The organism is Streptomyces aurantiacus JA 4570 (assembly GCF_000414115.1).
GTDB classification, from domain to species: Bacteria; Actinomycetota; Actinomycetes; order Streptomycetales; family Streptomycetaceae; genus Streptomyces; species Streptomyces aurantiacus_A.
Window position 1 is genome coordinate 1 of the sequence record NZ_AOPZ01000497.1, and the last position, 21,965, is coordinate 21,965.

17 protein-coding genes and 1 pseudogene are annotated in these 21,965 nt (G+C 73.7%); 12 read left to right on the plus strand and 6 right to left on the minus strand.

The window, feature by feature from the left end:
* Together STRAU_RS36010 and STRAU_RS36015 are read left to right on the plus strand one after the other, a co-directional pair.
* A pseudogene (locus tag STRAU_RS36010) lies at positions 1 to 371 on the plus strand (pyridoxal phosphate-dependent aminotransferase); the annotation flags it as partial.
* Positions 353 to 1,525: an MBL fold metallo-hydrolase gene (locus STRAU_RS36015; protein ID WP_016645322.1), complete on the plus strand. Its 1,173-nt coding sequence runs from the start codon at positions 353 to 355 to the stop codon at positions 1,523 to 1,525. The pseudogene STRAU_RS36010 and the gene STRAU_RS36015, both read left to right, overlap by 19 nt.
* A gap of 144 nt (positions 1,526 to 1,669) precedes the next feature.
* Here the strand turns inward: STRAU_RS36015 and STRAU_RS36020 are convergent, their stop codons facing one another.
* Together STRAU_RS36020 and STRAU_RS36025 are read right to left on the minus strand one after the other, a co-directional pair.
* A complete protein-coding gene (locus tag STRAU_RS36020) occupies positions 1,670 to 2,308 on the minus strand; it encodes a DedA family protein (RefSeq protein WP_016645323.1) in 639 nt (212 codons plus the stop codon).
* The gene (locus STRAU_RS36025; protein WP_016645325.1) at positions 2,305 to 3,105 is read right to left on the minus strand and encodes an MBL fold metallo-hydrolase; all 801 of its coding nucleotides are present in this window, start codon (positions 3,103 to 3,105) and stop codon (positions 2,305 to 2,307) included. The genes STRAU_RS36020 and STRAU_RS36025 overlap by 4 nt, the downstream gene beginning before the upstream one ends.
* An 82-nt stretch (positions 3,106 to 3,187) precedes the next feature.
* Between STRAU_RS36025 and STRAU_RS36030 the strand changes: the two genes are divergently transcribed.
* The gene (locus STRAU_RS36030; RefSeq protein ID WP_037664197.1) at positions 3,188 to 3,613 is read left to right on the plus strand and encodes a hypothetical protein; all 426 of its coding nucleotides are present in this window, start codon (positions 3,188 to 3,190) and stop codon (positions 3,611 to 3,613) included.
* Positions 3,614 to 3,804: 191 nt separating this feature from the next.
* On the opposite strand, the gene STRAU_RS36035 is transcribed toward STRAU_RS36030, so the two are convergent.
* On the minus strand, positions 3,805 to 4,392 hold the full coding sequence (locus STRAU_RS36035; RefSeq protein ID WP_016645326.1) for a TetR/AcrR family transcriptional regulator: 588 nt from the start codon (positions 4,390 to 4,392) through the stop codon (positions 3,805 to 3,807).
* Positions 4,393 to 4,534: 142 nt separating this feature from the next.
* Between STRAU_RS36035 and STRAU_RS36040 the strand changes: the two genes are divergently transcribed.
* The 3 genes from STRAU_RS36040 (at position 4,535) to STRAU_RS36050 (ending at position 9,187) form a co-directional block, all read left to right on the plus strand.
* On the plus strand, positions 4,535 to 5,317 hold the full coding sequence (locus STRAU_RS36040; RefSeq protein WP_016645327.1) for an oxidoreductase: 783 nt from the start codon (positions 4,535 to 4,537) through the stop codon (positions 5,315 to 5,317).
* 150 nt (positions 5,318 to 5,467) lie between these two features.
* Complete coding sequence (locus STRAU_RS36045) at positions 5,468 to 7,663, plus strand: phage holin family protein (protein ID WP_078621724.1); 2,196 nt, start codon at positions 5,468 to 5,470, stop codon at positions 7,661 to 7,663.
* 84 nt (positions 7,664 to 7,747) lie between these two features.
* The gene (locus STRAU_RS36050) at positions 7,748 to 9,187 is read left to right on the plus strand and encodes an amino acid permease (RefSeq protein ID WP_016645329.1); all 1,440 of its coding nucleotides are present in this window, start codon (positions 7,748 to 7,750) and stop codon (positions 9,185 to 9,187) included.
* Between the two features lie 37 nt (positions 9,188 to 9,224).
* On the opposite strand, the gene STRAU_RS36055 is transcribed toward STRAU_RS36050, so the two are convergent.
* Both STRAU_RS36055 and STRAU_RS36060 read right to left on the minus strand, forming a co-directional pair.
* Positions 9,225 to 10,859: a DUF6345 domain-containing protein gene (locus tag STRAU_RS36055; protein ID WP_016645330.1), complete on the minus strand. Its 1,635-nt coding sequence runs from the start codon at positions 10,857 to 10,859 to the stop codon at positions 9,225 to 9,227.
* A gap of 306 nt (positions 10,860 to 11,165) precedes the next feature.
* Entirely contained in the window at positions 11,166 to 14,567 is a 3,402-nt protein-coding gene (locus STRAU_RS36060; protein ID WP_016645331.1) for a S8 family peptidase, read from the minus strand.
* Between the two features lie 213 nt (positions 14,568 to 14,780).
* Here STRAU_RS36060 and STRAU_RS36065 point away from each other — a divergent pair, with 213 nt between their 5' ends.
* On the plus strand, positions 14,781 to 15,206 hold the full coding sequence (locus STRAU_RS36065; RefSeq protein ID WP_016645332.1) for an OsmC family peroxiredoxin: 426 nt from the start codon (positions 14,781 to 14,783) through the stop codon (positions 15,204 to 15,206).
* Between the two features lie 198 nt (positions 15,207 to 15,404).
* Entirely contained in the window at positions 15,405 to 17,369 is a 1,965-nt protein-coding gene (gene dnaK / locus STRAU_RS36070) for a molecular chaperone DnaK (protein ID WP_037664199.1), read from the plus strand.
* Positions 17,370 to 17,399: 30 nt separating this feature from the next.
* Here dnaK and STRAU_RS36075 read toward each other — a convergent pair whose 3' ends face one another.
* Positions 17,400 to 18,278 (minus strand): helix-turn-helix domain-containing protein, encoded by an 879-nt coding sequence (locus STRAU_RS36075; protein WP_016645335.1) that lies wholly within the window; start codon positions 18,276 to 18,278, stop codon positions 17,400 to 17,402.
* 27 nt (positions 18,279 to 18,305) lie between these two features.
* On the opposite strand from STRAU_RS36075, the gene STRAU_RS36080 reads away from it, so the two are divergent.
* From STRAU_RS36080 to STRAU_RS36095, 4 genes are all read left to right on the plus strand, one after another.
* Positions 18,306 to 19,403, plus strand: a complete 1,098-nt coding sequence (locus STRAU_RS36080) for an ADP-ribosylglycohydrolase family protein (protein ID WP_016645334.1) — start codon at positions 18,306 to 18,308, stop codon at positions 19,401 to 19,403.
* Between the two features lie 88 nt (positions 19,404 to 19,491).
* The gene (locus STRAU_RS36085) at positions 19,492 to 19,830 is read left to right on the plus strand and encodes a 4a-hydroxytetrahydrobiopterin dehydratase (RefSeq protein WP_016645336.1); all 339 of its coding nucleotides are present in this window, start codon (positions 19,492 to 19,494) and stop codon (positions 19,828 to 19,830) included.
* A gap of 61 nt (positions 19,831 to 19,891) precedes the next feature.
* Positions 19,892 to 20,635: a class I SAM-dependent methyltransferase gene (locus STRAU_RS36090; RefSeq protein WP_016645337.1), complete on the plus strand. Its 744-nt coding sequence runs from the start codon at positions 19,892 to 19,894 to the stop codon at positions 20,633 to 20,635.
* Positions 20,636 to 20,740: 105 nt separating this feature from the next.
* Positions 20,741 to 21,847 carry a class I SAM-dependent methyltransferase gene (locus STRAU_RS36095; protein WP_078621725.1) on the plus strand — a complete coding sequence of 369 codons (1,107 nt, stop codon included), beginning with the start codon at positions 20,741 to 20,743 and terminating at the stop codon, positions 21,845 to 21,847.
* The last annotated feature ends 118 nt before the right edge of the window (positions 21,848 to 21,965 follow it).

Genomic DNA, 21,965 nt, shown 5'->3' on the forward strand with positions numbered 1-21,965 from the left:
GGCTTCGTGCCGCCCCCGCGGGCGGGCCGTCACCTGTACGCGGACCTCGGCCCGCTGCGGGCCGCGCTCGGCGCGCGCGGCGCCGGTGACGCGCAGGAACTGGAGGACTTCCTCCAGGAGCACCTCGGCATGCCCGCCCCCGGGGGCCACCGCTTCGGCGACGACATCGCGGCGCTGCGCGTCCGCCTGTCCACCGGGTCGTTCCTCGGCTCGGAGCCGCAGGAGCGGCTGGGGAGCCGCAGGAGCGGCTGGCCGCCCTCGCCGCCGCTGATCCGCTGGAATTGCCGCACGTGGAACGGGCGTTGACCTTGTTCGGATCGGCCTTCGACGATCTCCGCGCAGAAGCACAGCGATGGGAGCCTCCTCGGTGACGCAGCAGACACAGCCGCAGCCACGGGACAGAGAGCAGGCGCAGCAGACGCAGGAAACCCAGAACAGGGCGGACAAGGCAGGCAGGGCGGACAGGGCGTCCGGAGGGGGCGGCGCCCCGGGGGCGGCGGCGCCGCACTCCCCGGCCCCGGCCGTCCGGGGCACCCTGACCGGCAGGACCGGCACCTCCCTGCCCGCGCCCCGCACCTTCGGCACCGTCCGGCTGTGGCCGAGATCCTTCGCCGACCGGCTGACCGCGCCGCTGCCCGGCCTCAGGGCCTTCGCCCGGTTCGCCCGCGAGGGCGCGCTGCGGCCCCGCCCCGAAGGACTCGCCGACATCCCGCGGCTGCCGTACGAGCCGGGGCCGCTGCCGCGCGTCGACTCCCGTACGGTCGCCGTGACCTGGGCGGGGCACGCCAGTTGGGTCCTGCGCGTCGGCGGGCTCACCGTCCTCACCGACCCCGTCTGGTCCCGGAAGATCCTCGGCACCCCGGCCCGCGTCACGCCCGTCGGCGTGGCCTGGAGCGCGCTGCCGCGCGTCGACGCGGTGGTCATCAGCCACAACCACTACGACCACCTGGACGCGCCCACCATCAGGAGGCTGCCGCGCGACACCCCCGTCCTCGTCCCCGCGGGCCTCGGCCGGTGGTTCACGCGCCGCCGCTTCACCCGTGTCGTCGAGCTCGACTGGTGGGAGGGCGCCGAACTCGGCGGCATCCGCTTCGACTTCGTGCCCGCGCACCACTGGTCCAAGCGGGGGCTGCGGGACACGTGCCGTTCGCTGTGGGGCGGATGGGTGCTGACCGACGGCGCCGGTCAGCGGGTGTACTTCGCCGGGGACACGGGGTACGGGCACTGGTTCTCGCGGATCGGGGAGCGGTACCCCGGGATCGACCTCGCGCTGCTGCCCATCGGGGCGTACGAGCCGCGGTGGTGGCTGCGGGACGTTCACTGTGATCCGGAGGAGGCTGTTCGGGCCGCGGTCGATGTGGGGGCGCGGCGGATGGCCCCCATGCACTGGGGGACGTTTCTGCTTTCGGCGGAGCCGGTGCTTCAGCCGCTGACGCGGGTGCGGGACGCTTGGGCTCGGGCCGGGCTTTCGCGGGGGGATTTGTGGGATCTGCCGGTGGGTGGGTCCCGGGTGCTCGGGGGCTGAGGTTCTTGTCGCGCTGCGCGCTCGTCCTCAAACGCCGGACGGGCTGAACTATCTCGCCCTCGGCCTTCAGGTGCCGGACGGGCTGAACTATCTCGCCCTCGGCTTTCAGGTGCCGGACGGGCTGAACTGCCTCGCCCTCCGCCTTCAGGTGCCGGACGGGGTGGAACGGGTTCTCCGTAGGCGTCGCCAGATCGTTGGGGCCGCGCTGATGACTACCGTCAGGCCTACCGCCAGCGCGACGCCCTGCCAGGGCTCCTTGAAGAGGGAGCCGCCGAGGATGCCGATGAGTTGGTACGTCACCGCCCAGGCCAGGCAGGCGGGGAGGTTGCCGCGGGCGAAGCGGCGTACGGGCATCTTCGCGAGGAGGCAGGCCAGCATGACCGGGATGCGGCCCGCCGGGACGAGGCGGGACAGCACGAGGACGAGGACGCCGTGGTCGTCGAGCTTGTCCCGGGCCCGCCGCAGCCGCTCCTCCGGGGCGCGGTCGCGGATGGCCTCCAGCCAGCGCGAGCCGTTCTTGGAGCGCATGCCGCGCCGCCCCAGCCAGTAAAGACCCATGTCGCCCACGAACGCGGCGAACGAGGCCACGCCGAACACGATGAGCAGCGCGAACGGTGACGTGTCGGTCTGGTGGAAGGCCACCACCGCCGCCGAGCTCACCAGCGCGCCCGTCGGCACCACCGGCACCAGGGCGCCGAGCACCACGAGCAGGAACAGCGACGGGTAGCCGACCGCCTGCTGGGTGGAGTCCGGCGTCACCGTCGCCGCGGCGGCGAGGATCATCGGGTGACCTCCGGCCGCACGGACTCGCCGTGCCCGAGCCGGTGCACGGCGACGTCCGGGGCGCGGCGGGCGGCCTGCCGTACGAACTCCTCGCCCGGCCCGTGGAATTCGTGCGGCCGCACCGCGTCCATGCCGATCGGCCAGTACGTTCCGTAGTGCACCGGCACCGCGCTGCGCGGCGCGATCCGGGCGAGGGCCTCGGCGGCGCGTGCCGGGTCGAGGTGGCCGTGGCCGAGGTAGGGGCCCCAGCCGCCGACGGGAAGCAGCGCCACGTCGACGGGGCCGACCTCGTCGGCCATCGTGTCGAAAAGACCGGTGTCCCCGGCGAAGTACGTACGGGCCCGGCCCTCGACGACATAGCCGAGCGCGGGGGAGCGGTGCGGGCCGAGCGGCAGGCGGCGGCCGTCGTGCAGGGCCGGTACGACGCGTACGACCACGTCGCTGCCGTCGCCGTTGCCGTCGCCCACCGGCACCTCGTCGCCCGGCGCGACCTCCGTGAACCGCAGGTGCGACAGCCTGCGCAGGCCCGGCACCGAGCGGGGGGCGCCGCGCGGGACCAGGACGCGGGTGCCGGGGGCGAGGCGGGCCAGGGAGGGGACGTGCAGATGGTCGGCGTGCAGGTGCGAAAGCAGGACGACGTCGGCGAGCGCGGCCTGCGGGGGCGGCAGCGCGCCCCGGCGGCGGCGCAGGTGCGCGAGGCGGCGCGCGAAGAGCGGGTCGGTCAGCACACGGACGCCCGAGTCCTCGACCGTGCACGTGGCATGACCCCACCAGGTGACCGTGACGTCCGCCCGCACCCGTTCCTCCTTCGTGTGACTGTCTCCGAGCCTACGGCCAGGAGTAGTGTCGACGGCTGACGGCCGAGGTGAGGGGGACGCCATGGGAGACGCCGGGGGGGCCGCGCGAGCGGTGCGGGTCGCGGCCATCGCGAGCCTGACGCCGCTCGAGGAACTGGACGCCGATCCCTTCCTGGTGGACTCGCGCAGCCAGCACGCCATGTGCGCGCGGTGGGCGGCCGCGCAGGGGTACGTGGTGACGCGGGAGCTGGTCGTACGCGGCCTGCGCGCCGACCACGCCGTCCTCTGGAACGACGTGGACGCCGGGCTCGTCGACCTCTTCGTGGTGCCGTGCCGACGCGTCCTGGAGCGGGCGCTGCGCTCCGCCGACGAGTTCACCGCCGAGTGCGAGCGGCGCGGGGTGCGCATCGAGACCGCGGGCTTCGCGGAGCCCGCGTACGACTCCCGCATGAAGGCCCACGTCCACCGGCGGCTGTCGATGCCTACGGCTGGGTACGACGGTTGCTGATTCTGGCGGGGGCGCCTTGAACGGCCCCTCTCCGCCGCTCCGCGGCGGTTTCCCGCCCGCCCGTGACCGTGGGACCCCGGAGTACTCCCCGCCAGGGGGCGGGCCGGTGAACCCGGTGGTGCTCACCGTGCGACCTCCCCCGCCGCTCCGCGGCGACCTCCCCTGTCGGCCGCAACGCTGTCCGGCAGGCATCAGGGGGTGGCCGACGTGCCGATGCCGTGCAGCAGGGTGTCGACCACTCGCGTGGCGAGGGTGTCCACGGCGGCGTCCGTGTCCGGCGCTTCGGCCGCTGCCTCGTGGATGAGCGCGTAGTACACGCGCCGCGCCCAGTCCAGATCGGTGTCGGGCCGCAGCAGACCAGCGTCGCGAAGCCGGGTGAACAGCCGCTCGCACTGGGCCAGCACCGCGGCGTGCACGCGCGCGACCTCGGGCGCGTCGGTGGGGAGGGCGCCCATGGCAAAGCCCCATCCGATCTTCACGTGCAGCACGTTCGCGGTGACCTGGTAGAGCGCGACGGCAGGCGGGGCGGTGTCCGGCCGGGCAGCTTCGACGGCGTCGTGGAACCGCTGTGTTGCCCATGCGGCCAGTGCTGCGATCAGGGATTCCCGTGAGGCGAACCGCCGGTGCACGGTGGTCCGGGCGACTCCGGCGGCCTCGGCGATCTGCTCCATCGGCGCCGCCGGGTTCGTGGACAGTACCCGCTCTGCGGCTTCGAGGATCGCGCGGACCGTTCGCTCGGCGTCGGCGCGGAGCGGTTTGGCGGAGGCAGGCAGCGCCATGGGAGTACGAGCCCTTCTGGTTCGGCGGACGGCCCGACGATGGTACGTCCATGTGTCGACTCGACAGCAAGTTGCAACATCGGTGTTGCATGTTCTACGTTCTGTGCGACATGCAAGATGCTGTTACTTGTGGAGGGACACCATGGATCTGCGACTGAACGGCAAGACCGCCCTGGTCACGGGCGCAAGCCGCGGCATCGGGCTGGCCGTCGTCCGGGCCCTGACCGCCGAGGGCGTCCGGGTCATCGCGGCAGCCCGCACTCCCACCCCGGAACTGGAGGCGGCCGGCGTGACGCCGGTAGCGGTGGACCTGTCCGATCCCGCCGGAGCCGAGCGCCTCGTCACCCAGGCCATGGCCGAGTTGGGCGGCATCGACATCCTGGTCAACAACATCGGCGGTGGTGACGGCGGTCTGAGCGGCGGCTTCCTCGACCTGACGGACGCGCAGTGGGCGCAGGTGGTGGACCTGAACTTCTTCGCGACCATCCGTGTCACCCGCGCGGCCATGCCCGCCCTGCTGGCCGCTCGCGGCGCGATCGTCAACGTGTCCTCCATAGGCGCCCGCGTCCCGCACGGCGGCCCCATCGCCTACACGACGGCCAAGGCCGCACTGACCGCGTTCAGCAAGGCCCTCGTCCACGAGTTCGGCCCGAAGGGGGTGCGAGTAAACACCGTCTCGCCCGGTCCGGTCCGCACCGACATGTGGGAGAGCCCGACCGGCTACGGCGCTGAGCTGGCCGCGTCCATGGGCATCCCGCAAGCCGACCTCCTGGCCGGTCTGCCTACGGCGATGGGCATGCTCATCGACCGGCTCGTCGAACCGGACGAGGTCGCGACCCTCGTCGCATACCTCGCTTCGCCGCTCGCCGCCGCGACCACCGGCGCCGACCACGTCATCGACGGCGGAGCGATCAAGACCGCCTGAACACCTTCCTTTCCCCCTTCCCTGCCTCTCCGGTCTTGCTCGGGGAGACAGGGCCTGGTCCCCCCCCGGTCGGCCAGGGGCGCCCGCTGAAGGCCCACGGCCTGTGACACGCTGGGGGCAGAGAACCAGCACGTGAGGTGGGCGGACGCGGTGCGCGACGGGCGATGGCGAAGACTGGGTCGCGCACTGTGGCGCGTCATCGCCGTGTGGGGGGTGAGCACGCTCACGATGCTGGCCCTCGCCGGCATCCTGCCGGACTTCAAGCTCCAGTCGGACGACGGCGACAGCGCCACCCGCATCGCGATCACCGCCGCCCTGGGAGCGGGGGCCTTCGGCCTGCTGTCGGCCCTGGTGTGGCCCCTGCTCGTGCGGGCGCTGCTCCTGGTACCGGCCCTGGTCCTCGGCCTGCTCAACTTCTTCCTCAACGGGTCACTGCTGCTGCTCGCCCTGCGCCTCATCCCCGACGGCCGCGGCGACGCCAACGCGGAGACCGCCGTGGTCGTCGCCGCCGTGATGTCCGCCGTCGCCTCCGCCACCGGCGGCGCCCTGGCCGTCCGCGACGACGACGCCTACCGCCGCCGCCTCTACCGCCTGGCCGACCGCCGTCGCCGCCGCGCCGCCGGCGCGCAGAGCCCGAGCACCCCGGGGATCCTGTTCCTCCAACTCGACGGCGTGGGCCATGACGTACTGAGGGACGCCGTCCGCAAGGGGCTCATGCCGACCGTCGCCCGCTGGCTCGGCGAGGCCGCGGAGGGCGAGGGCAAGGAGACACCGCCCGCACCCCCCACGCACCGCCTCGTCCCGTGGCGTACCGACTGGTCGAGCCAGACCGGCGCCAGCCAGCTCGCCATCCTGCACGGCAGCAACTTCGACGTCCCCGCCTTCCGCTGGTACGAGAAGGACTCCGGCGAGGTCATGGTGTCCAACCGGCCCGCGTCGGCGGGGGAGCTGCAGCGCCGTGCCGTCGCCCGCACCGGGCACCCGGGTCTGCTCGCCGACGACGGCGCGAGCCGCGGCAACCTGTTCAGCGGGGGAGCGGACCAGCTCGCTCTCGTCCTGTCGATGGCGGCCAGGCGCGGCAAGGAGAACCGCTCCCGCGCCGGCTACTTCGCCTATTTCTCCGACCCCGCCAACGCCGTCCGCACCGCCCTCTCCTTCATCGCCGAGGTCGGCCGCGAGATCGGCGAGTCGACCCGCGCCCGGCTGTGCAGACGCCGCCCGCGGGTGAGCCGCGGCGGGCTCTATCCGTTCATCCGCGCCTTCGCGACCGTCGTGGAGCGCGATGTCGTGGTCGCCGCCGTCATCGGCGACATGCTCGCCGGGCGCGCCGCCGTCTACGCCGACCTCGTCGCGTACGACGAAGTCGCCCACCACTCCGGACCCACCGGCAGCGACGCCGAGAAGGTCCTGCGCCGCCTGGACCGCTCGCTCGCCCTCGTCGCCCAGGTCGCCGATCACGCCCCCCGGCCGTACCGCATCGTGCTGCTCTCCGACCACGGCCAGAGCCCGGGCGAGACCTTCCGCGCCCGCTACGGCCTCACCCTCGCCGACCTCGTCCGGGCCGGCTGCGGACTGCCCGTGCCGCGCAGGGCCCGCCGCACGCACAGCGGCGCCGAGGCCCGCTCCGCCGTGCGAGCCGCGCTGCGCAGGCCCGTGGAGGAGGGCGCGGGCGAGCACCACCCGCGCCGCGTCGCCGAGCCGATCGTCCTGGCCTCCGGCAACCTCGGGCTCGTCTCCTTCCCCGACGTGCCGCACCGCATGACCCGCGAGGAGATCGACCGCCGCCACCCGGCGCTCCTGCCGACCCTCGCCAACCACCCGGGCATCGGCTTCGTGCTGGTCCGCAGCGAGGAGCACGGGCCGCTCGTGCTCGGGGCGCGCGGGGCGGAGGTCCGGCTCGACGAGCTCGAAGACCCCGAAGACCCCGAAAGCCTCGGTCCGCTCGCCGACTTCGGGCCCGGCGCCGCCGACGCCGTGCGGCGCACCGACTCCTTCCCGCACACCGCCGACATCATGGTCAACTCCTGGTACGACCCGCAGGACGGCGAAGTCCTCGCCTTCGAGGAGCAGATCGGCTCCCACGGCGGGCTCGGCGGCGCCCAGTCCCGCCCGTTCCTGCTCGCCCCGCTCGCGCTGTCCCCGGCCGTCGAGGACGGCGGCGAACTCGTCGGGGCGGAGGCCGTGGGCGCCGTACTGCGCCGCTGGCGGGACGAGGAGCGCGGGCGGTCGCCGCTGGTGGGCCCGGCCACGGACCCGGCCGCGTCCGTGGACGATCGCCGCCCGGACACCGGCTCCTCCACAGCTTTTTCGGTCGCCGACCACGCCGTACAGGACAAAACACACTGATTTTGCGCGGCGCCCGCCGTGCCCGACCATGGGCTCGCCCCCGGCGATCCCGGGCGCACGGCACAACGAGAGGCGCACCACCCCATGCACGACACCGGAACCGTTTCCCCGTCGGCTCCGGCCCCCCACCAGGAGGAACGTCCGTCCCTCCAGCAGGAGGAACGCCTCTCCGAGCAGCCGGCGCGGCACGACGACGGCAAGCACGCGCGCCGCTTCGGGCTCCCCGTCGCCACCTGTCTGGTGATGGGCAACATCATCGGCGGCGGCATCTTCCTGCTGCCCGCCTCGGTCGCGCCGTTCGGCACCATCAGTCTCGTCGCGTTCGCCGTCCTGACGGCGGGCGCCATCGCGCTCGCGCTGGTCTTCGGGCGGCTCGCGCGGCGCGACCCGCGCACCGGCGGCCCGTACGTGTACGCCCGAGAGGCGTTCGGCGACTTCGCGGGATTCCTCGCCGCCTGGTCGTACTGGATCACCACCTGGGTGTCGAACGCGGCGCTCGCCGTCGCCGCCGTCGGCTACCTCGACGTCCTCATACCGGTGGCGGACCACCGGTGGACGGCCTGCCTCGCCGCCCTCGCCCTGCAAGTGCCGCCCGCGCTCGCCAACTTCGCCGGGACCCGCTACGTCGGCGCCGTGCAACTCGTCGCCACCGTCCTGAAGTTCCTGCCGCTGCTGCTCGTCGCCGTCGGCGGCCTCTTCTTCTTCGACAGCGCCAACCTCGGCCCGTTCCAGGCGAGCGACGAGGGCCCGGTCGGCGCCGTGTCCGCGTCCGCCGCGATCCTGCTCTTCTCCTACCTGGGCGTGGAGTCCGCCGCCGTCAGCGCCGGCGAGGTGCGCGATCCGCGGCGCAACGTCGGACGCGCCACCGTTCTCGGCACCCTCGGCGCCGCCCTCGTCTACCTCCTCGGCACCCTCGCCGTGTTCGGCACCGTCGCCCACGACAAGCTCGTCGCCTCCACCGCGCCGTTCTCCGACGCCGTCGACGTGATGTTCGGCGGCTCCTGGGGCGGCACCGCCGTCGCGCTCGCCGCCCTCGTCTCCATGGTGGGCGCGCTCAACGGCTGGACGCTGCTGAGCGCCCAGACCCCGTACGCCGCCGCGCGCGACGGTCTCTTCCCGGCCGCGTTCGCCAAGAAGCGGCGCGGCGTGCCGGTCGTCGGTGTCCTCGTCACCGTCGTCCTCGCCTCGCTGCTCACCGTCTACAACTACACCGCCGGTCCGTCGGGCGTCTTCGAAGTCCTCGTGCTCGTCACGACGTTCACGGCCACCGTGCCGTATCTCCTGGCGACCGCCGCGCAGCTCTACTTCCTCGCCTCCGGGCAGCGCGAGCGCGTCGACCGCCGCCGTCTGGTGCGGGACGCCGTGCTCGCCGGGCTCGCGTTCGGCTTCTCGATGTGGCTGGTCGCCGGGGCCGGGTACGCGGCCGTCTACCAGGGCGTGCTGTTCCTCTTCGCGGGTGTCCTCGTGTACGCGTGGATGGCGGCCCGCAAGCAGCGGGCCGCCAACCAGGTCTCCTCCTCCTGAGCGGGCCGGTCAACGCGGGCCGGTCAGGAAGGGCGCGTCACCGGGCGAGCGGAGCCGTCACCCAGCGCTGGGTCCTGAAGCCGTCCTCGGGCCCGATCTCGATCAGCTTGCGGGCGGCCGGGTACGCCTCGTTGCCCTCCACCTCGTAGCCCACCTGGAATGTGCCAGGAACGTCCCTGACCTCGGGTTGCTGCTCCCGCGACACCGCCGACGGGTAGTCGGCGCCGTCGCCCGCGGCGCGGACCGCCAGTTCGGCGAGCAGGTGCTCCTGCGCGGCGGCGAGTGCCTCGTTCGGGTCGCGGGGCGCGGGCTGCGGCGCCCGCGAGCCCTCGGCCGTCGGCGGCGCGACCTGGCTGCTCGGCTCGCGCCGCGCGCTCGTCGCCTGCCGGGTGGACAGCTGCGCCTGCACGACCGTGCCGTCGTTGTCGAGACCGACCCGGATCACGCCGCGGTCCGGGGTGATGACGGGTACGCCGTCGAACGCCTGCCGGAACGTGACGTGCGTCTGGAGGGACATGGGGGCGCCGATCTCCGAACCGTCCTTGGTGCCGGAGTTCTGCATCAGGTCGTGCACGCTGTCGACGACCAGCTCGGCGCCGTCGGCGTGCTGCTCGGCGAAGGCGCGCGCCAGCTCGACGGCCCGCTCGGTGGGCAGCTGCGTGGTGTTGCGCGGGTTGGGCTCGGCGAGGCGCACCCAGCGGACCGCGCGCGGACCGGTGGAGACGGTGCGGTCGCCGGAGGCCGCGCTGAGCACGCCCCGCCGGTCGACCTGGACCTCTTCGAGGGCGGCGGACGGGAAGGACGCGATGCGGCCCGCCTGGGTCAGCTCGGCGCTCGGGTCGCGCGGCGCGAGCTGGACGGTCTGCGTGCCCTGCGGCAGCGCGGTGAGCTGCTCGGTGAGCGACGCGCGCGCGTTGTACCAGCGCCACGCGTACCAGTTGTCCGGCACGGCGTCGCGGAAGAAGTTCCGCTCGGTGTTGAGCCGGTTCACGGCCTCGGCCTGGGTGGCGCCGACCGCGCACACCGACGGGGCCTGGTTCTTCCAGATGTCCCAGCTCGCGTTCAGCCAGGCTTCGGAGTACGTCTGCCCGGCCAGCCACTTGTCCCAGAACTTCCGGCCGTAGTCCGGGTGGTCGATGCTGGTCGTCTCGAAGCCGAAGAGCATGCGGAAGCCGAGGTTGGGCCCGGACCAGGTGCGGATCGGCGAGTGCCCGCCGAGGACCCGCAGCGAGAAGCACGTCGACCAGAAGACGTACTTCGCCTTCTCGTTGCCGAGCGCCATCCGGTTGGAATAGGCGCGGGTGCGGCCGTCCCAGGCCGCGCCGAGGCACGCCTCGAAGACGCCGTTGCCGTCCATGTTGCCGTGCCCCGAGTGGTACACGGCGCAGACGGCGTCCATGCCGTAGCGGTCCTGCCAGTTGTCGAACGTCTCCTCGTACGCCCACACCTGGACGCCGCCGTCGGCGAACCAGAAATTGCGGTCGTAGAACTTCTGCGGATACTCCAGCCAGCCGGTGGCGTCCTCGTGCGTGTAGCGCAGCGGCGACGCGTCGGCGAAGTTCTCGACGCTGAACGCCCCCCACCAGCCGAACGTCGAGTCCCGCTCACCGGCCGCGCCGGGCTTCTCCGGCTCCGCCGGAGACGGGCCGCGGTCCACGTAGATCATGCGCATGGCCTTACCCCCTGGGTGATCTCCCCGTCGCGTGGCTGAGAGCCGCGCGGTCGAGGGGGCCTAAAAGTGTCACCGCGGGAGGGTCTTGCCCAGTTGCCATTCCGGCCATAGAAGCCGCGCCACGAGCGTGCCCGGCCGCCCCAACGGCCCCTGTGGCCAGGGGCATTGCCGCCCCACTGTTCGTATCGGCCCCGGGCACCAGCGCGGCCCCCTCGAACACAGCGAGGGGGCCGCGCGGTTGGCGGGAAACGGAGGCTGTCTACTTGCCGTCCACGACGTCGCCCGCCGGGCCGACCACCGGACCGCCTACCCGCCGAGGTAGGCGCGCAGAATCCTCAGGGTCGCCCTGTTCCCCTGCTTGTCGGTGACCTCGGCGCGGAAGGAGACGCCCTTGCCGCGCGCCGGGTTCTTCACCTCGGCCCGGCCGCCCTCGACCGTCAGCTCCTTCCAGGTGCGGCCGTCGTCGTAACTCGCGTACGCGCGCAGGGACTTGAGGTTCGCTCCGGCCGCGTGGCCCTCGACGGTGACCGGCACGGACTGTTCCGCGCCCGCCGGGGCCCGGCTGTCCAGGCCGAGCCTCGGGCCGAAGCGGACGGTGGACACGGGCAGCCGGGTCTCCTCCGTCACGTGCCGGGAGCGGAACGTCCAGCTAGCGTCGACGCGCGACGACACCGGCGCCAGCATCGGGGAGCGCGTGACGGACGCCGTCAGCCTGTACTCCGCGTCACCCGCCGGGACCTTGAAGGTCTCGGCGCCCGTCACCGCGTCGTTCTTCTCGGCGATCTTCACGCCGTCGCGGTACAGGACCGACCTCTCCGAGGTGTACCGCGTCCAGCCGGGGTGCCCCTTGCCGTCGGCCACGACCGGGATCCGACCGAGCAGTTCGTCGCCCTTGCGGAAGACACCCATGTCGGGGCCGGGGCGCGGGCCGACACGGGGGCCGAAGACGCCGGTGTTGAACGTCTCCGTGTAGCTCCGGCCGGCGCGGTAGGTCTTCGGGTCCCTCTCGTAGTAGCCCTCCATCACCCGCTCTCCGTCCGCGTTCCCTTCTCCGTACAGCTCCCAGTCCATGCCCCACTTCGCTCCGTCGAGCGTGGACACGTACGCGGTCGTGGTCCGCGGCAGCTTCTGCGCCGGCAGGATCGGCGAGATCCCGCCCGCCTCCGGGAGGTACCCGGCGACGGACAGCTCGCCCCACTTGCCGGGCGCGGACGCCCCCGCACGGACCTTCACGGCGGCGAAGTCACCGGCCTTGAGGTGTCGGGTGTAGCCGGTCGCCAGCTTGCCGACCTTGCCGCCGAGCAGCATGTCGTAGCGGACGTCCGCGCCCTTGCGCCAGGTGCCGAGCCACTGCTGGCCGAGGCCGTCGGGGATGGCGGGGCCCAGGTGCGCGGTGCGCAGGCTCCGGAAGGAGCTGATGTTGAGCGCGCCCAGTTCGTTGCCCGCGTAGGTGTAGCGGGCGTCCATGAACACCAGTTTCGCGGTCCGGTCCGGGACGGTGATGTCGACGGGCTTCGCCTTGCGGGCGTCGAGCGTCACCGTCGTTTTCCGGTCGACGGTGAGCTTCGGCCGGACCAGCCAGTCGGCGCCCTTGTCGCCGTTCTCGGGGTCGACGTACAGCGCCGTGTCGAGCAGGTAACTGCCCTTCGCCACACGGACCTTGACGGTCCCGGACGGGCTGTGCGGCTCCAGGTTGACGCCCTTGTCGCCGCCCGTGACGCCCTGCAGCAGCATGTCGTAGTGCGGCGCGGGGCGCCCGTCGCGGCCGACCGTCTTGAGGGTCACCTCGTGCCGCTCGATCTCGCGCTCCACGACGGCCGCCGTGCGGACGCTCTGCCCGCCGCCGCTCGCCGTGACGTACGCGGAGTACAGGCCGTTGACCGAACCGCCGAGCCGGGTGTCCGCGGTGAGGCCGACGGCGGCGGTCCCGCCCGCCGGGACGGTGACCTTCTTCTCGCCGACGCCGAAGAACCCGTCGGGTGCCGGGCGGCCCTTCGGGTCGGTGGCGGCGATGTCCAGGTCGAGCGTGACGTCCCGGTCGCCGAGGTTCTTGTACGTGAGCTTCTTGGTGACCGGCTTGTCGTCGGTGTGCGGCCACAGTTGCTCGCCGAAGTCGAGCGAGGTCGGCCGGGCGACCACGGTCTGGTCGATGGCGCGGTCCACGGCGATCCGGCCCGAGCCCTGCTCGAAGGGGGTGTACGCGCCGCCCTTCGCGGACGCCGTCAGGGCGCCCTTGAGTTCGGCCTGCTGCCAGCCCGGGTGCCGCTGCTTGAGCAGCGCGGCGGCGCCCGCCGCGTGCGGGGCCGCCATCGACGTGCCCGAGATCGTCAGATAGCCCTCCGGGTTCTGGCCGACCTCCTTCTCGATGGCGCTGCCGGGGGCGGCCGCCGCCGTGATGTCCACGCCCGGCGCCGTCACGTCCGGCTTGACGGTGCCGCCGCCCGCGCGCGGGCCCCGGCTGGAGAACTCGGCGGGCTTGTCGGCGTCGTCGACGGCGCCCACGGTCAGGGCGGCCTTCGCGCTGCCCGGCGACTCGACGGTGCCGGGCCCGCCCGCACCGCTGTTGCCCGCCGACACGGCGAACAGGACGCCCTTGTCGGCCGACAGCTTGTCGACGGCCGCCTCCAGCGGATCGGTGCCGGGCGTGTCGCCGCCGCCGAGGCTCAGGTTGACGACGTCGGCGCCCTGGGCGGCCGCCCACTCCATGCCCGCGATGATCCCGGAGTCGCCGCCGGTGCCGTCGTCGGCGAGGACCTTGCCGCTCAGGAGCTCGGCACCCGGGGCGACGCCCTTGTGGGCGCCGCTCTTCGCGCCGGTACCGGCGGCGATCGAGGCCACGTGCGTGCCGTGGCCGACGCGGTCCTCGGCGTCGGGCGCGCTGGAGAAATTCCTCTCGGCGACGACCTGGCCCTTCAGGTCGGGGTGCGTGGCGTCGACGCCCGAGTCAAGGACGGCGATCCGCACGCCCTTGCCGTCGTACCCGGCCTCCCATGCCTTCGGGGCGCCGATCCGCGCCACGCTCTTGTCGAGGTTCGCCTCGCGGGTGCCGTCCAGCCACAGGTGACTCACCCCCGAGGCGACGGCGGTCCGCGCCCCGCGCCGGTCGGTGAGCGCCTTCCACAGCGCGGCGGCGTCCTCCTTCGGGGTGGTGATCGCGTCCGCGTTCAGGGACGGCAGGCTCCGGCGCACCGCCGTGTCCCCGGCCGCCCGTACCCCCGCCCTCGCGCCGCGGGCCGCCCCCGCGTAGCCGACGATCAGCTTCAGCCCCCGCCGGTGGGCGGCGCGGTTCGCCTCGCGGGTCAATTCCGTGACGTCGAACAGGCGCTGGTCGACCTTGCCCTCGGCGATCAGCCGCTGCGCGTCGTACGGCAGCACGAGGGTGTGCCCCTTGAAGGCCCGGGTGCGCACGGGTATGCGCTCGCGGCCCTCGCCGGGCTCGAATCCGCTCACGCGGCCCTTGGCGTCGACGGTGACGCGGTCGCCGGTGACCAGCGTGAGGCGGTGCCCGGGGTCTTCCCGGGCGGGCCCTCGCTGCGTGGGCCCTGCCTGTGCGGGTCCCCGCTGCGCGGCGGCCACTCCCGGTCTCCCGCCGCCCGGCTTCGCGCCGTCCGGCTCCGCCGACGCCGGGCCGGTCATGCCCGCCGCCAGCGCCACGGCCACCCCGGTCGCGACGGTGACCGCGCCCGCTCTTCTTCTGCGTTGGCGCACAGTTCCCCCTGTTCTGGTCGACCCGCCCGGGTCAACTTTGTTAAAGAGACCGAGAGGTGACGGCGCGGGTTGCTCGTGGGGCGGCCCGGCGGGGGTGTCCGGCCCCCGCCCGGGTGATCCTTCTTACGGCCCGTGCGCCCGCCCGGGGCGCCGATGTCACCCGGAGTGTGATCGGATGGACTCCACGGAACTTCACCGAAGGGATTTGGCATCGTGGCTACCACGCGCTCCGCACACACGGTCTGGGAAGGCAGCCTGACCGAGGGCTCCGGCACCGTCACCTTCGACTCCTCGGGCATCGGGCAGCAGGCCGTGTCCTGGCCCTCCCGCGCCGAGCAGGCGAACGGCAAGACCAGCCCGGAGGAGCTCATCGCCGCCGCGCACTCGAGCTGCTTCTCCATGGCGCTCTCGCACGGCCTCACCGGCGCCGGCACCCCGCCCACCAAGCTCGTCACGTCCGCCGACGTGACCTTCCAGCCGGGCACCGGCATCACCGGCATCCACCTCACCGTCGAGGGCGAGGTGCCGGGCATCGACGAGGCCGCCTTCACCGCGGCCGCCGAGGGCGCCAAGGCGAACTGCCCGGTCAGCCAGGCGCTCACGGGCACGACGATCACCCTCTCGGCCAAGCTGGCCTGAGAGCCCGTCTCCGAGCCGCCCCCGCGGCAGCGCGGCGAAGCCGCCGACCGGCGCGACCGGTCGGCGGCTTCGCCGTGTCCGGCCCGGGTACACGACCCCCGCACCCCGCACCAGACCGAGCACGCGGCATTGACAAGAGGCCGCTCAAGTTTTGTGCTGGAGGGTGGAGTAGCACCGCGTCGGAAGGGGTTGTTGGACATGGCACGTGCGGTCGGGATCGATCTCGGAACGACGAACTCGGTGGTGGCCGTCCTGGAGGGCGGCGAGCCAACCGTCATCGCGAACGCGGAGGGTGCCCGCACCACTCCGTCGGTCGTCGCCTTCGCCAAGAGCGGCGACGTCCTCGTCGGCGAGGTCGCCAAGCGCCAGGCGGTCACGAACGTGGAGCGCACCGCACGCTCCGTCAAACGCCACATGGGCGACGGGAGCTGGCGCTTCCCGGAGAGCGAGTCCGGCATCACCATCGAAGGGACCCGTTACACCGCGCAGGAGCTGTCCGCCCGTGTGCTGCAGAAACTCAAGCGGGACGCCGAGTCCTACCTCGGCGAGGACGTCACCGACGCGGTGATCACCGTGCCCGCGTACTTCGACGACACCCAGCGCCAGGCCACCAAGGAAGCCGGTGAGATCGCGGGCCTGAACGTCCTGCGGATCATCAACGAGCCGACGGCCGCGGCCCTCGCGTACGGCCTCGACAAGGGCGACGACCAGACCGTCCTCGTCTTCGACCTGGGCGGCGGCACCTTCGACGTGTCGCTCCTGGAGATGGGCGACGGCGTCATCGAGGTCAAGGCCACCAACGGCGACACCCAGCTCGGCGGCGACGACTGGGACCAACGGATCGTCGAGCACCTCGTACGGCAGTTCAAGAACGCGCACGGCATCGACCTCGGCAAGGACAAGATGGCCCTCCAGCGGCTGCGCGAGGGCGCGGAGAAGGCCAAGATCGAGCTGTCCTCGTCCAGCGAGACCGACATCAACCTGCCCTACGTCACCGCGTCCGCCGACGGCCCGCTGCACCTCGCGGAGAAGCTCACCCGGGCCCAGTTCCAGGAGCTCACCTCCGACCTGCTCGACCGCTGCAAGGGCCCCTTCCACCAGGCCGTCAAGGACGCCGGCGTGCAGCTCGCCGCGGTCGACCACGTCATCCTCGTCGGCGGCTCGACGCGGATGCCCGCCGTCGGCGAGCTGGTGAAGGAACTCACCGGCAAGGACCCGCACAAGGGCGTCAACCCGGACGAGGTGGTCGCGCTCGGCGCCACCCTCCAGGCTGGCGTGATCCGCGGCGACGTGAAGGACGTGCTGCTGCTCGACGTGACGCCGCTGTCCCTCGGCATCGAGACCAAGGGCGGCATCATGACCAAGCTCATCGAGCGCAACACGACCATCCCCACGCGTCGTTCGGAGACCTTCTCCACCGCCGAGGACAACCAGCCCTCGGTCGGCATCCAGGTCTTCCAGGGCGAACGGGAGATCGCCGCGTACAACAAGAAGCTCGGCGTGTTCGACCTCACCGGGCTTCCGCCCGCGCCCCGCGGCGTACCGAAGATCGAGGTCACCTTCGACATCGACGCCAACGGGATCATGCACGTCTCCGCGAAGGACGAGGCCACCGGCCGCGAACAGCGTATGACCGTCACCGGCGGCTCCGCGCTGCCCAAGGACGACATCGACCGCATGGTCCGCGAGGCGGAGCAGTACGCGGAGGAGGACCGCAAGCGCCGCGAGGCCGCCGAGACCCGCAACCAGGCCGAGCAGCTCCTCTACCAGACCGAGCGATTCCTGCGCGACAACGGCGGCGACGACGGCGAGCCGGGCGGGGGCGGCCGCATCCCCGCCGACACCAGGGCCGAAGTCGAGGCCGCCGCAGCCGAGTTGAGGCCGCTGCTCGACGGCGACGACACCCACGCCATCCGGGCCGCCGCCGAGAAACTCGCCGCCGTCAGCCAGAAGATGGGGCAGGCGATGTACGCGGCCGCGCAGGCGGGTCAGGAGGGCGGCGGCCCGCAGGACACCGCGCCGCCGGGGGACGACGCCGCCGGGGCGCGGGGCGGCGCCGACGAGGGCGTGGTGGAGGCCGAGATCGTGGAGGAGGACGAGCAGGGCACGCCCGACGGCGGCACGCGGGAGGGCGGCGCGGGCCCGCGGGACGCCAAGCCCTGACGCCGCCCCCGACCGGAGGTACGCGGGCGGCTACGCCTTCGACTGGAGGTACTTGACCGTCGCCGGGTCGGCCGGGAGCAGCGTCTCGATGGCCAGCTCGGCGACGGTCACGTCCATCGGCGTGTTGAACGTCGAGATCGACGAGACGAAGGACAGCACCCGGCCCTCGTGCTCGATCCGCAGCGGCAGCGCGAAGTACGGCACCTGCCAGTCCGCGGCCGCGTCCTCGCCCGGGTCCGCCACCGGATACGCCGCCACCTCCTCGTACAGCGCCCGCAGTTCCGCCGACCGGTGCAGGGCGATCTGCCGCTCCATCTGGTGCAGCAGATGCCCGCGCCACTCCCGGAGATTGCGGATGTTCCGCGCGAGGCCCCGCGGATGCAGGACGACGCGCATCGCGTTCAGGGGCGGGGCGAGGAGCTCTTCCGGCAGGCCGTCGAGCAGCATCGCGATGCCGCGGTTCGCGGCGACCACGTGGTACGTCGCGTCGACGACCAGCGCCGGATAGGGCTCGTAGCCCTGGAGCAACTGCTCAAGACCGGCCCGCAGCGTGTCCATCGACGGGTCGTCGAGCGGTGTCTGCGGGAAGCGCGGCGCGTACCCCGCCGCGAGCAGCAGCGCGTTGCGCTCGCGCACGGGCACGTCCAGATGCTCGGCGAGCTTGAGCACGAACTCCTCGCTGGGCCGGGCGCGGCCCGTCTCGACGAAGCTGATGTGCCGTGCCGAGGAGTCCGCGCGCAGCGCCAGTTCGAGCTGGCTGACGCGGCGTTCCTCGCGCCAGGCCCGCAGCAGCGCGCCCACCTCGGACGGCTCGGCGGACTCGGCGCCGCGGGGGCCCGTGGCGCGGCGGTCCGCGGTGTGCCGGGGGCCGCTTTTGCTGTTCCCTCTGCCGGGCGCGAGAGTTGTCATACCCAGACGGTAATCGAGGAGTGATGCATGACGAATCCGTGGGACCGGCCGGCGGCGGGGGGCTGGGCGGCGACCGTCGCCTACCGCGCCCGGGTGCGCGGCTGCCTGCTCGGCGGCGCGATCGGTGACGCCCTCGGCTACGCCGTCGAGTTCACCTCGCTCGACGGCATCCGCGCCGCGCACGGCCCCGCGGGGGTGCGGGGGCCGCTGCCCGACGCGGCGGGTGTCAGCCGGATCAGCGACGACACCCAGATGACCCTGTTCACCGCCGAGGCGCTGCGGACGGCGCACGCCCGCGAGCGCCGCAAGGGCATCGGCGGCGCGGCCCCGGAACTCGTACGGCAGGCGTACCTGCGCTGGCTGGACACGCAGATGAAGCCAGGACCCGAGCCGCGGGCCGCCGGGGCGGGGCCCGTGGAGCCGGGCGACCTCAGCTCCCAGGCGTGGCTCTACGCCCAGCGCGCCCCCGGCAACGCCTGCCTGAGCGGGCTGGAACACGGCTACGCCCCCGACCCCGCCGCCGAGCTGGGCCCGCACGGGCCGGTCAACCCCGAGTCCAAGGGCTGCGGCACCGTGATGCGGTCGGCGCCCTTCGGCCTCACGCGCGCCCCCGCCGACCGCGCCTTCGAACTCGCCGCGCGCTGCGCCCAGATCACCCACGGCCACCCCACCGGCTACTACGCTGCGGGCGCGCTCGCCGCCGTCGTCGCCCACCTCGTCGAGGGCGACTCCCTGGAGGGCGCCGTCCTGCGCACCCTGCGGCTGCTCGGCCGGTACCCCGGGCACGAGGAGACGTCCGCCGCGCTCACCGCCGCCGTCGACCTCGCCGCGGCGGGCGACCCGAGCGCCGAGCGCGTCGAGAACCTCGGCGCCGGCTGGATCGCCGAGGAGGCCCTGGCCATCGGCGTCTACGCCGCCCTGGCCGCGCCCCGCGTCGAGGACGCCCTGCTGCTCGCCGTGAACCACTCGGGCGACAGCGACTCCACGGGCTCCGTCTGCGGCAACCTGCTCGGCGCGCTGCACGGCGACCACGAACTGCCGGACGACTGGCTGCGGGTGACGGAGGGCCGCGCGGTGATCGCGGCGGTCGCGGACGACCTCGCGGCCGAATGCGGGCGCCGCTGACCGGAATGGGCGTGCCGCCGAGTCCCCGCCCGGCATCCGCTGTGGCACGCTGGCCGTACACCCCGCATACGCAGGAAGGAGAGCGGCCATGCCTGTCGAACCGTTGTCGCAGAAGGAGATCGAGGACCGGCTCGCGGAGCTGCCCGGCTGGTCGCTCGCCTCGGGCGGCGCGGACGCCGGGGCCACGGCCGCCGACGTGCGGCTCACCCGCTCCTACCGGCTCGCCTCGCACTTCGCGGCCACCGCCCTCGTCGTGCACATCGCCCAGGTCCAGGAGGAACTCGGCCACCACTCCAACCTGACCCTCGGCTACAACACGGTGACCCTGGCCGTGAACACCCACAGCGCGGGAGGCGCCCTCACCGACCTGGACTTCGAACTGGCCCGCCGGGTCGAGACGCTGTCCGCGGGGCACGGGGCGGAATGATGCGGGGTACGGCCGCGCGGCCCGGACGCGGAGCGGGTGCCCGGCGCGGAGCTGGTGCCTGATGCTGGACTACGGCAAGGAAGCCGTCCGGTACGACGCGTCACGCGGAGGGGAGCCGCGGGCCGAGGCCGCGGCCGCCGCGGTGCTGTCGCTGCTGCCCGCCGGTACGGGTTCGCTGCTCGACGTCGCCTGCGGCACGGGCCTGGTCACCCGGCGGCTCGCCGCCCGGCCGGGGCTGCGCGTGACGGGGGTGGACGCGGCGCCCGGCATGGCGCGGATGGCGGCCGAGCGCGTCCCCGGCGCCGTCGTGCTCGGCGACAGCCGGCGACTGCCCTTCCCCGACGCCGCGTTCGACGCCGTGTCGGCGGTGTGGCTGCTGCACCTCCTGTCCGGTCCCGACGAGGCGGTGGCGGTCGTCGGGGAGTGCGCGCGGGTGCTGCGGCCCGGCGGGGTGCTCGTCACGACCGTGGACAAGGCCGCCTCGCACAACGTGGGCAGCGACATCGACGAGGCGCTCGCGGGCCGCCCGGTCCGGCGGCCCGCGGACGCCGCCGCGCACGTCGCGCGGTACGCGGCCGCGCACGGCCTCGCGCGCGCGGGCGAGGCCCGCTTCGTCGGCCACGGCCAGGGCCGCAGCCCGCGCTCCACCGTCGAGGACCTGGGGCGCGGCTGGTTCACCAGCATCCCGCCGGACGGCCCGCTGGCACGGCGGTACGCGGCGCGGCTCCCGGAGCTTCCGGACCAGGAAGTCCGGCGCCCCGACCCGAGGTTCACACTGCACGCGTTCCGCAAGCCGACCGCCTGACCTCATTTGCCGAAACGGCAAGCTTGCTGGCCGGAAACGCAGCGGAAGAGCACGCTGACGACGTACGACGGACCAGTCGTGAACGGACGGCAAGGAGAGTCGGCGATGACGGTGACGGGGCGCGCGAACGGCGGCGAGGACGTGGCACACGGAGCGGGCGCGGGTGCGGGGCAGGGGGACGGGCACAAGCATGGGCACGGTCACGGGCAGGGCCACGGGGGTGGCCATCACCATGGCGGTGCCGAGATCGACTGGGCCGTCATGGCGCCCGTCCTGGAGCAGAACGCGGAGGTCACGGCGCCGGTGTACCGGGAGGTCGCGGCCTGGCTGCGCGAGGTGCGGAAGACGCGGCACGTGCGGGAGGAGGGCGGTGCGCGCGGTGCGCGCGGTGCGCGTGCCGAGGACGGCGGTCGGGAGGCCGACCGGCCTGTCGCCCCTGACCTCGCCGACCCGGCCCTGATCGTCGACGCGGGCAGCGGCCCCGGCGTCGTCTCCTGCCTGTTCGCGGAGGAGTTCCCGCGGTCCCGGGTGATCGCGGCGGACCCCGAGGAGGCGCTCCTGGAGCGCACGGCGGCCCGCGCGGCCCGCCTCGGGCTCGCGGACCGCGTCGGCACGCATCGCGCGGAACTCCCCGACGGTCTTGGCGAGTTGCCGCCCGCCGACCTCATCTGGGCGGCCCGCTCCGTGCATCACGTGGGCGACCAGGGTGCCGCGCTCGCGGCGCTCGCGGACCGGCTCGCGCCGGGCGGGGCGCTCGCGATCCTCGAAGGCGGCCTGGCGCCGCGCAGTCTGCCGCGCGACTTCGGCGTCGGCCGCCCCGGCTTCCAGGCCCGCCTGGACGCGGCCACCGAGGACTGGTTCGCGCGGATGCGAGCGGCGCTGCCCGGCGCGAAGGAGACGACCGAGGACTGGCGCGCGCTGCTGACGGCGGCGGGCCTGCGGCACGTGGCGACGCGCAGCTTCCTGCTCGACCTGCCCGCACCGCTGGACGACGCGGCGCGGGCCCACGTCATCTCGACCTTCGAGCGCTACCACACGCTCGCGGAGGACACGGCCGACGGGGACACCGCGGGCACCGACGGCCTCGACCCCGACGACGCCGCCACCCTCGGCCGCCTGCTCGACCCGGAGGACGAGGAGAGCCTGCACCGGCGGGCCGACCTGTTCCTGCTCACGGCGCACACGGTGCACGTGGCGGTGAAGGAGAACTGACCCGCGCGGGCGACTGGCCGCCCGACGCGACTGGCCGCGTGGCCCGGCGGGCCTGCCCGACCCCCCTGACCGCCCGACCCCCTGACCGCCCGAGTCGCCCGGCCCGCCGGAACGTCCG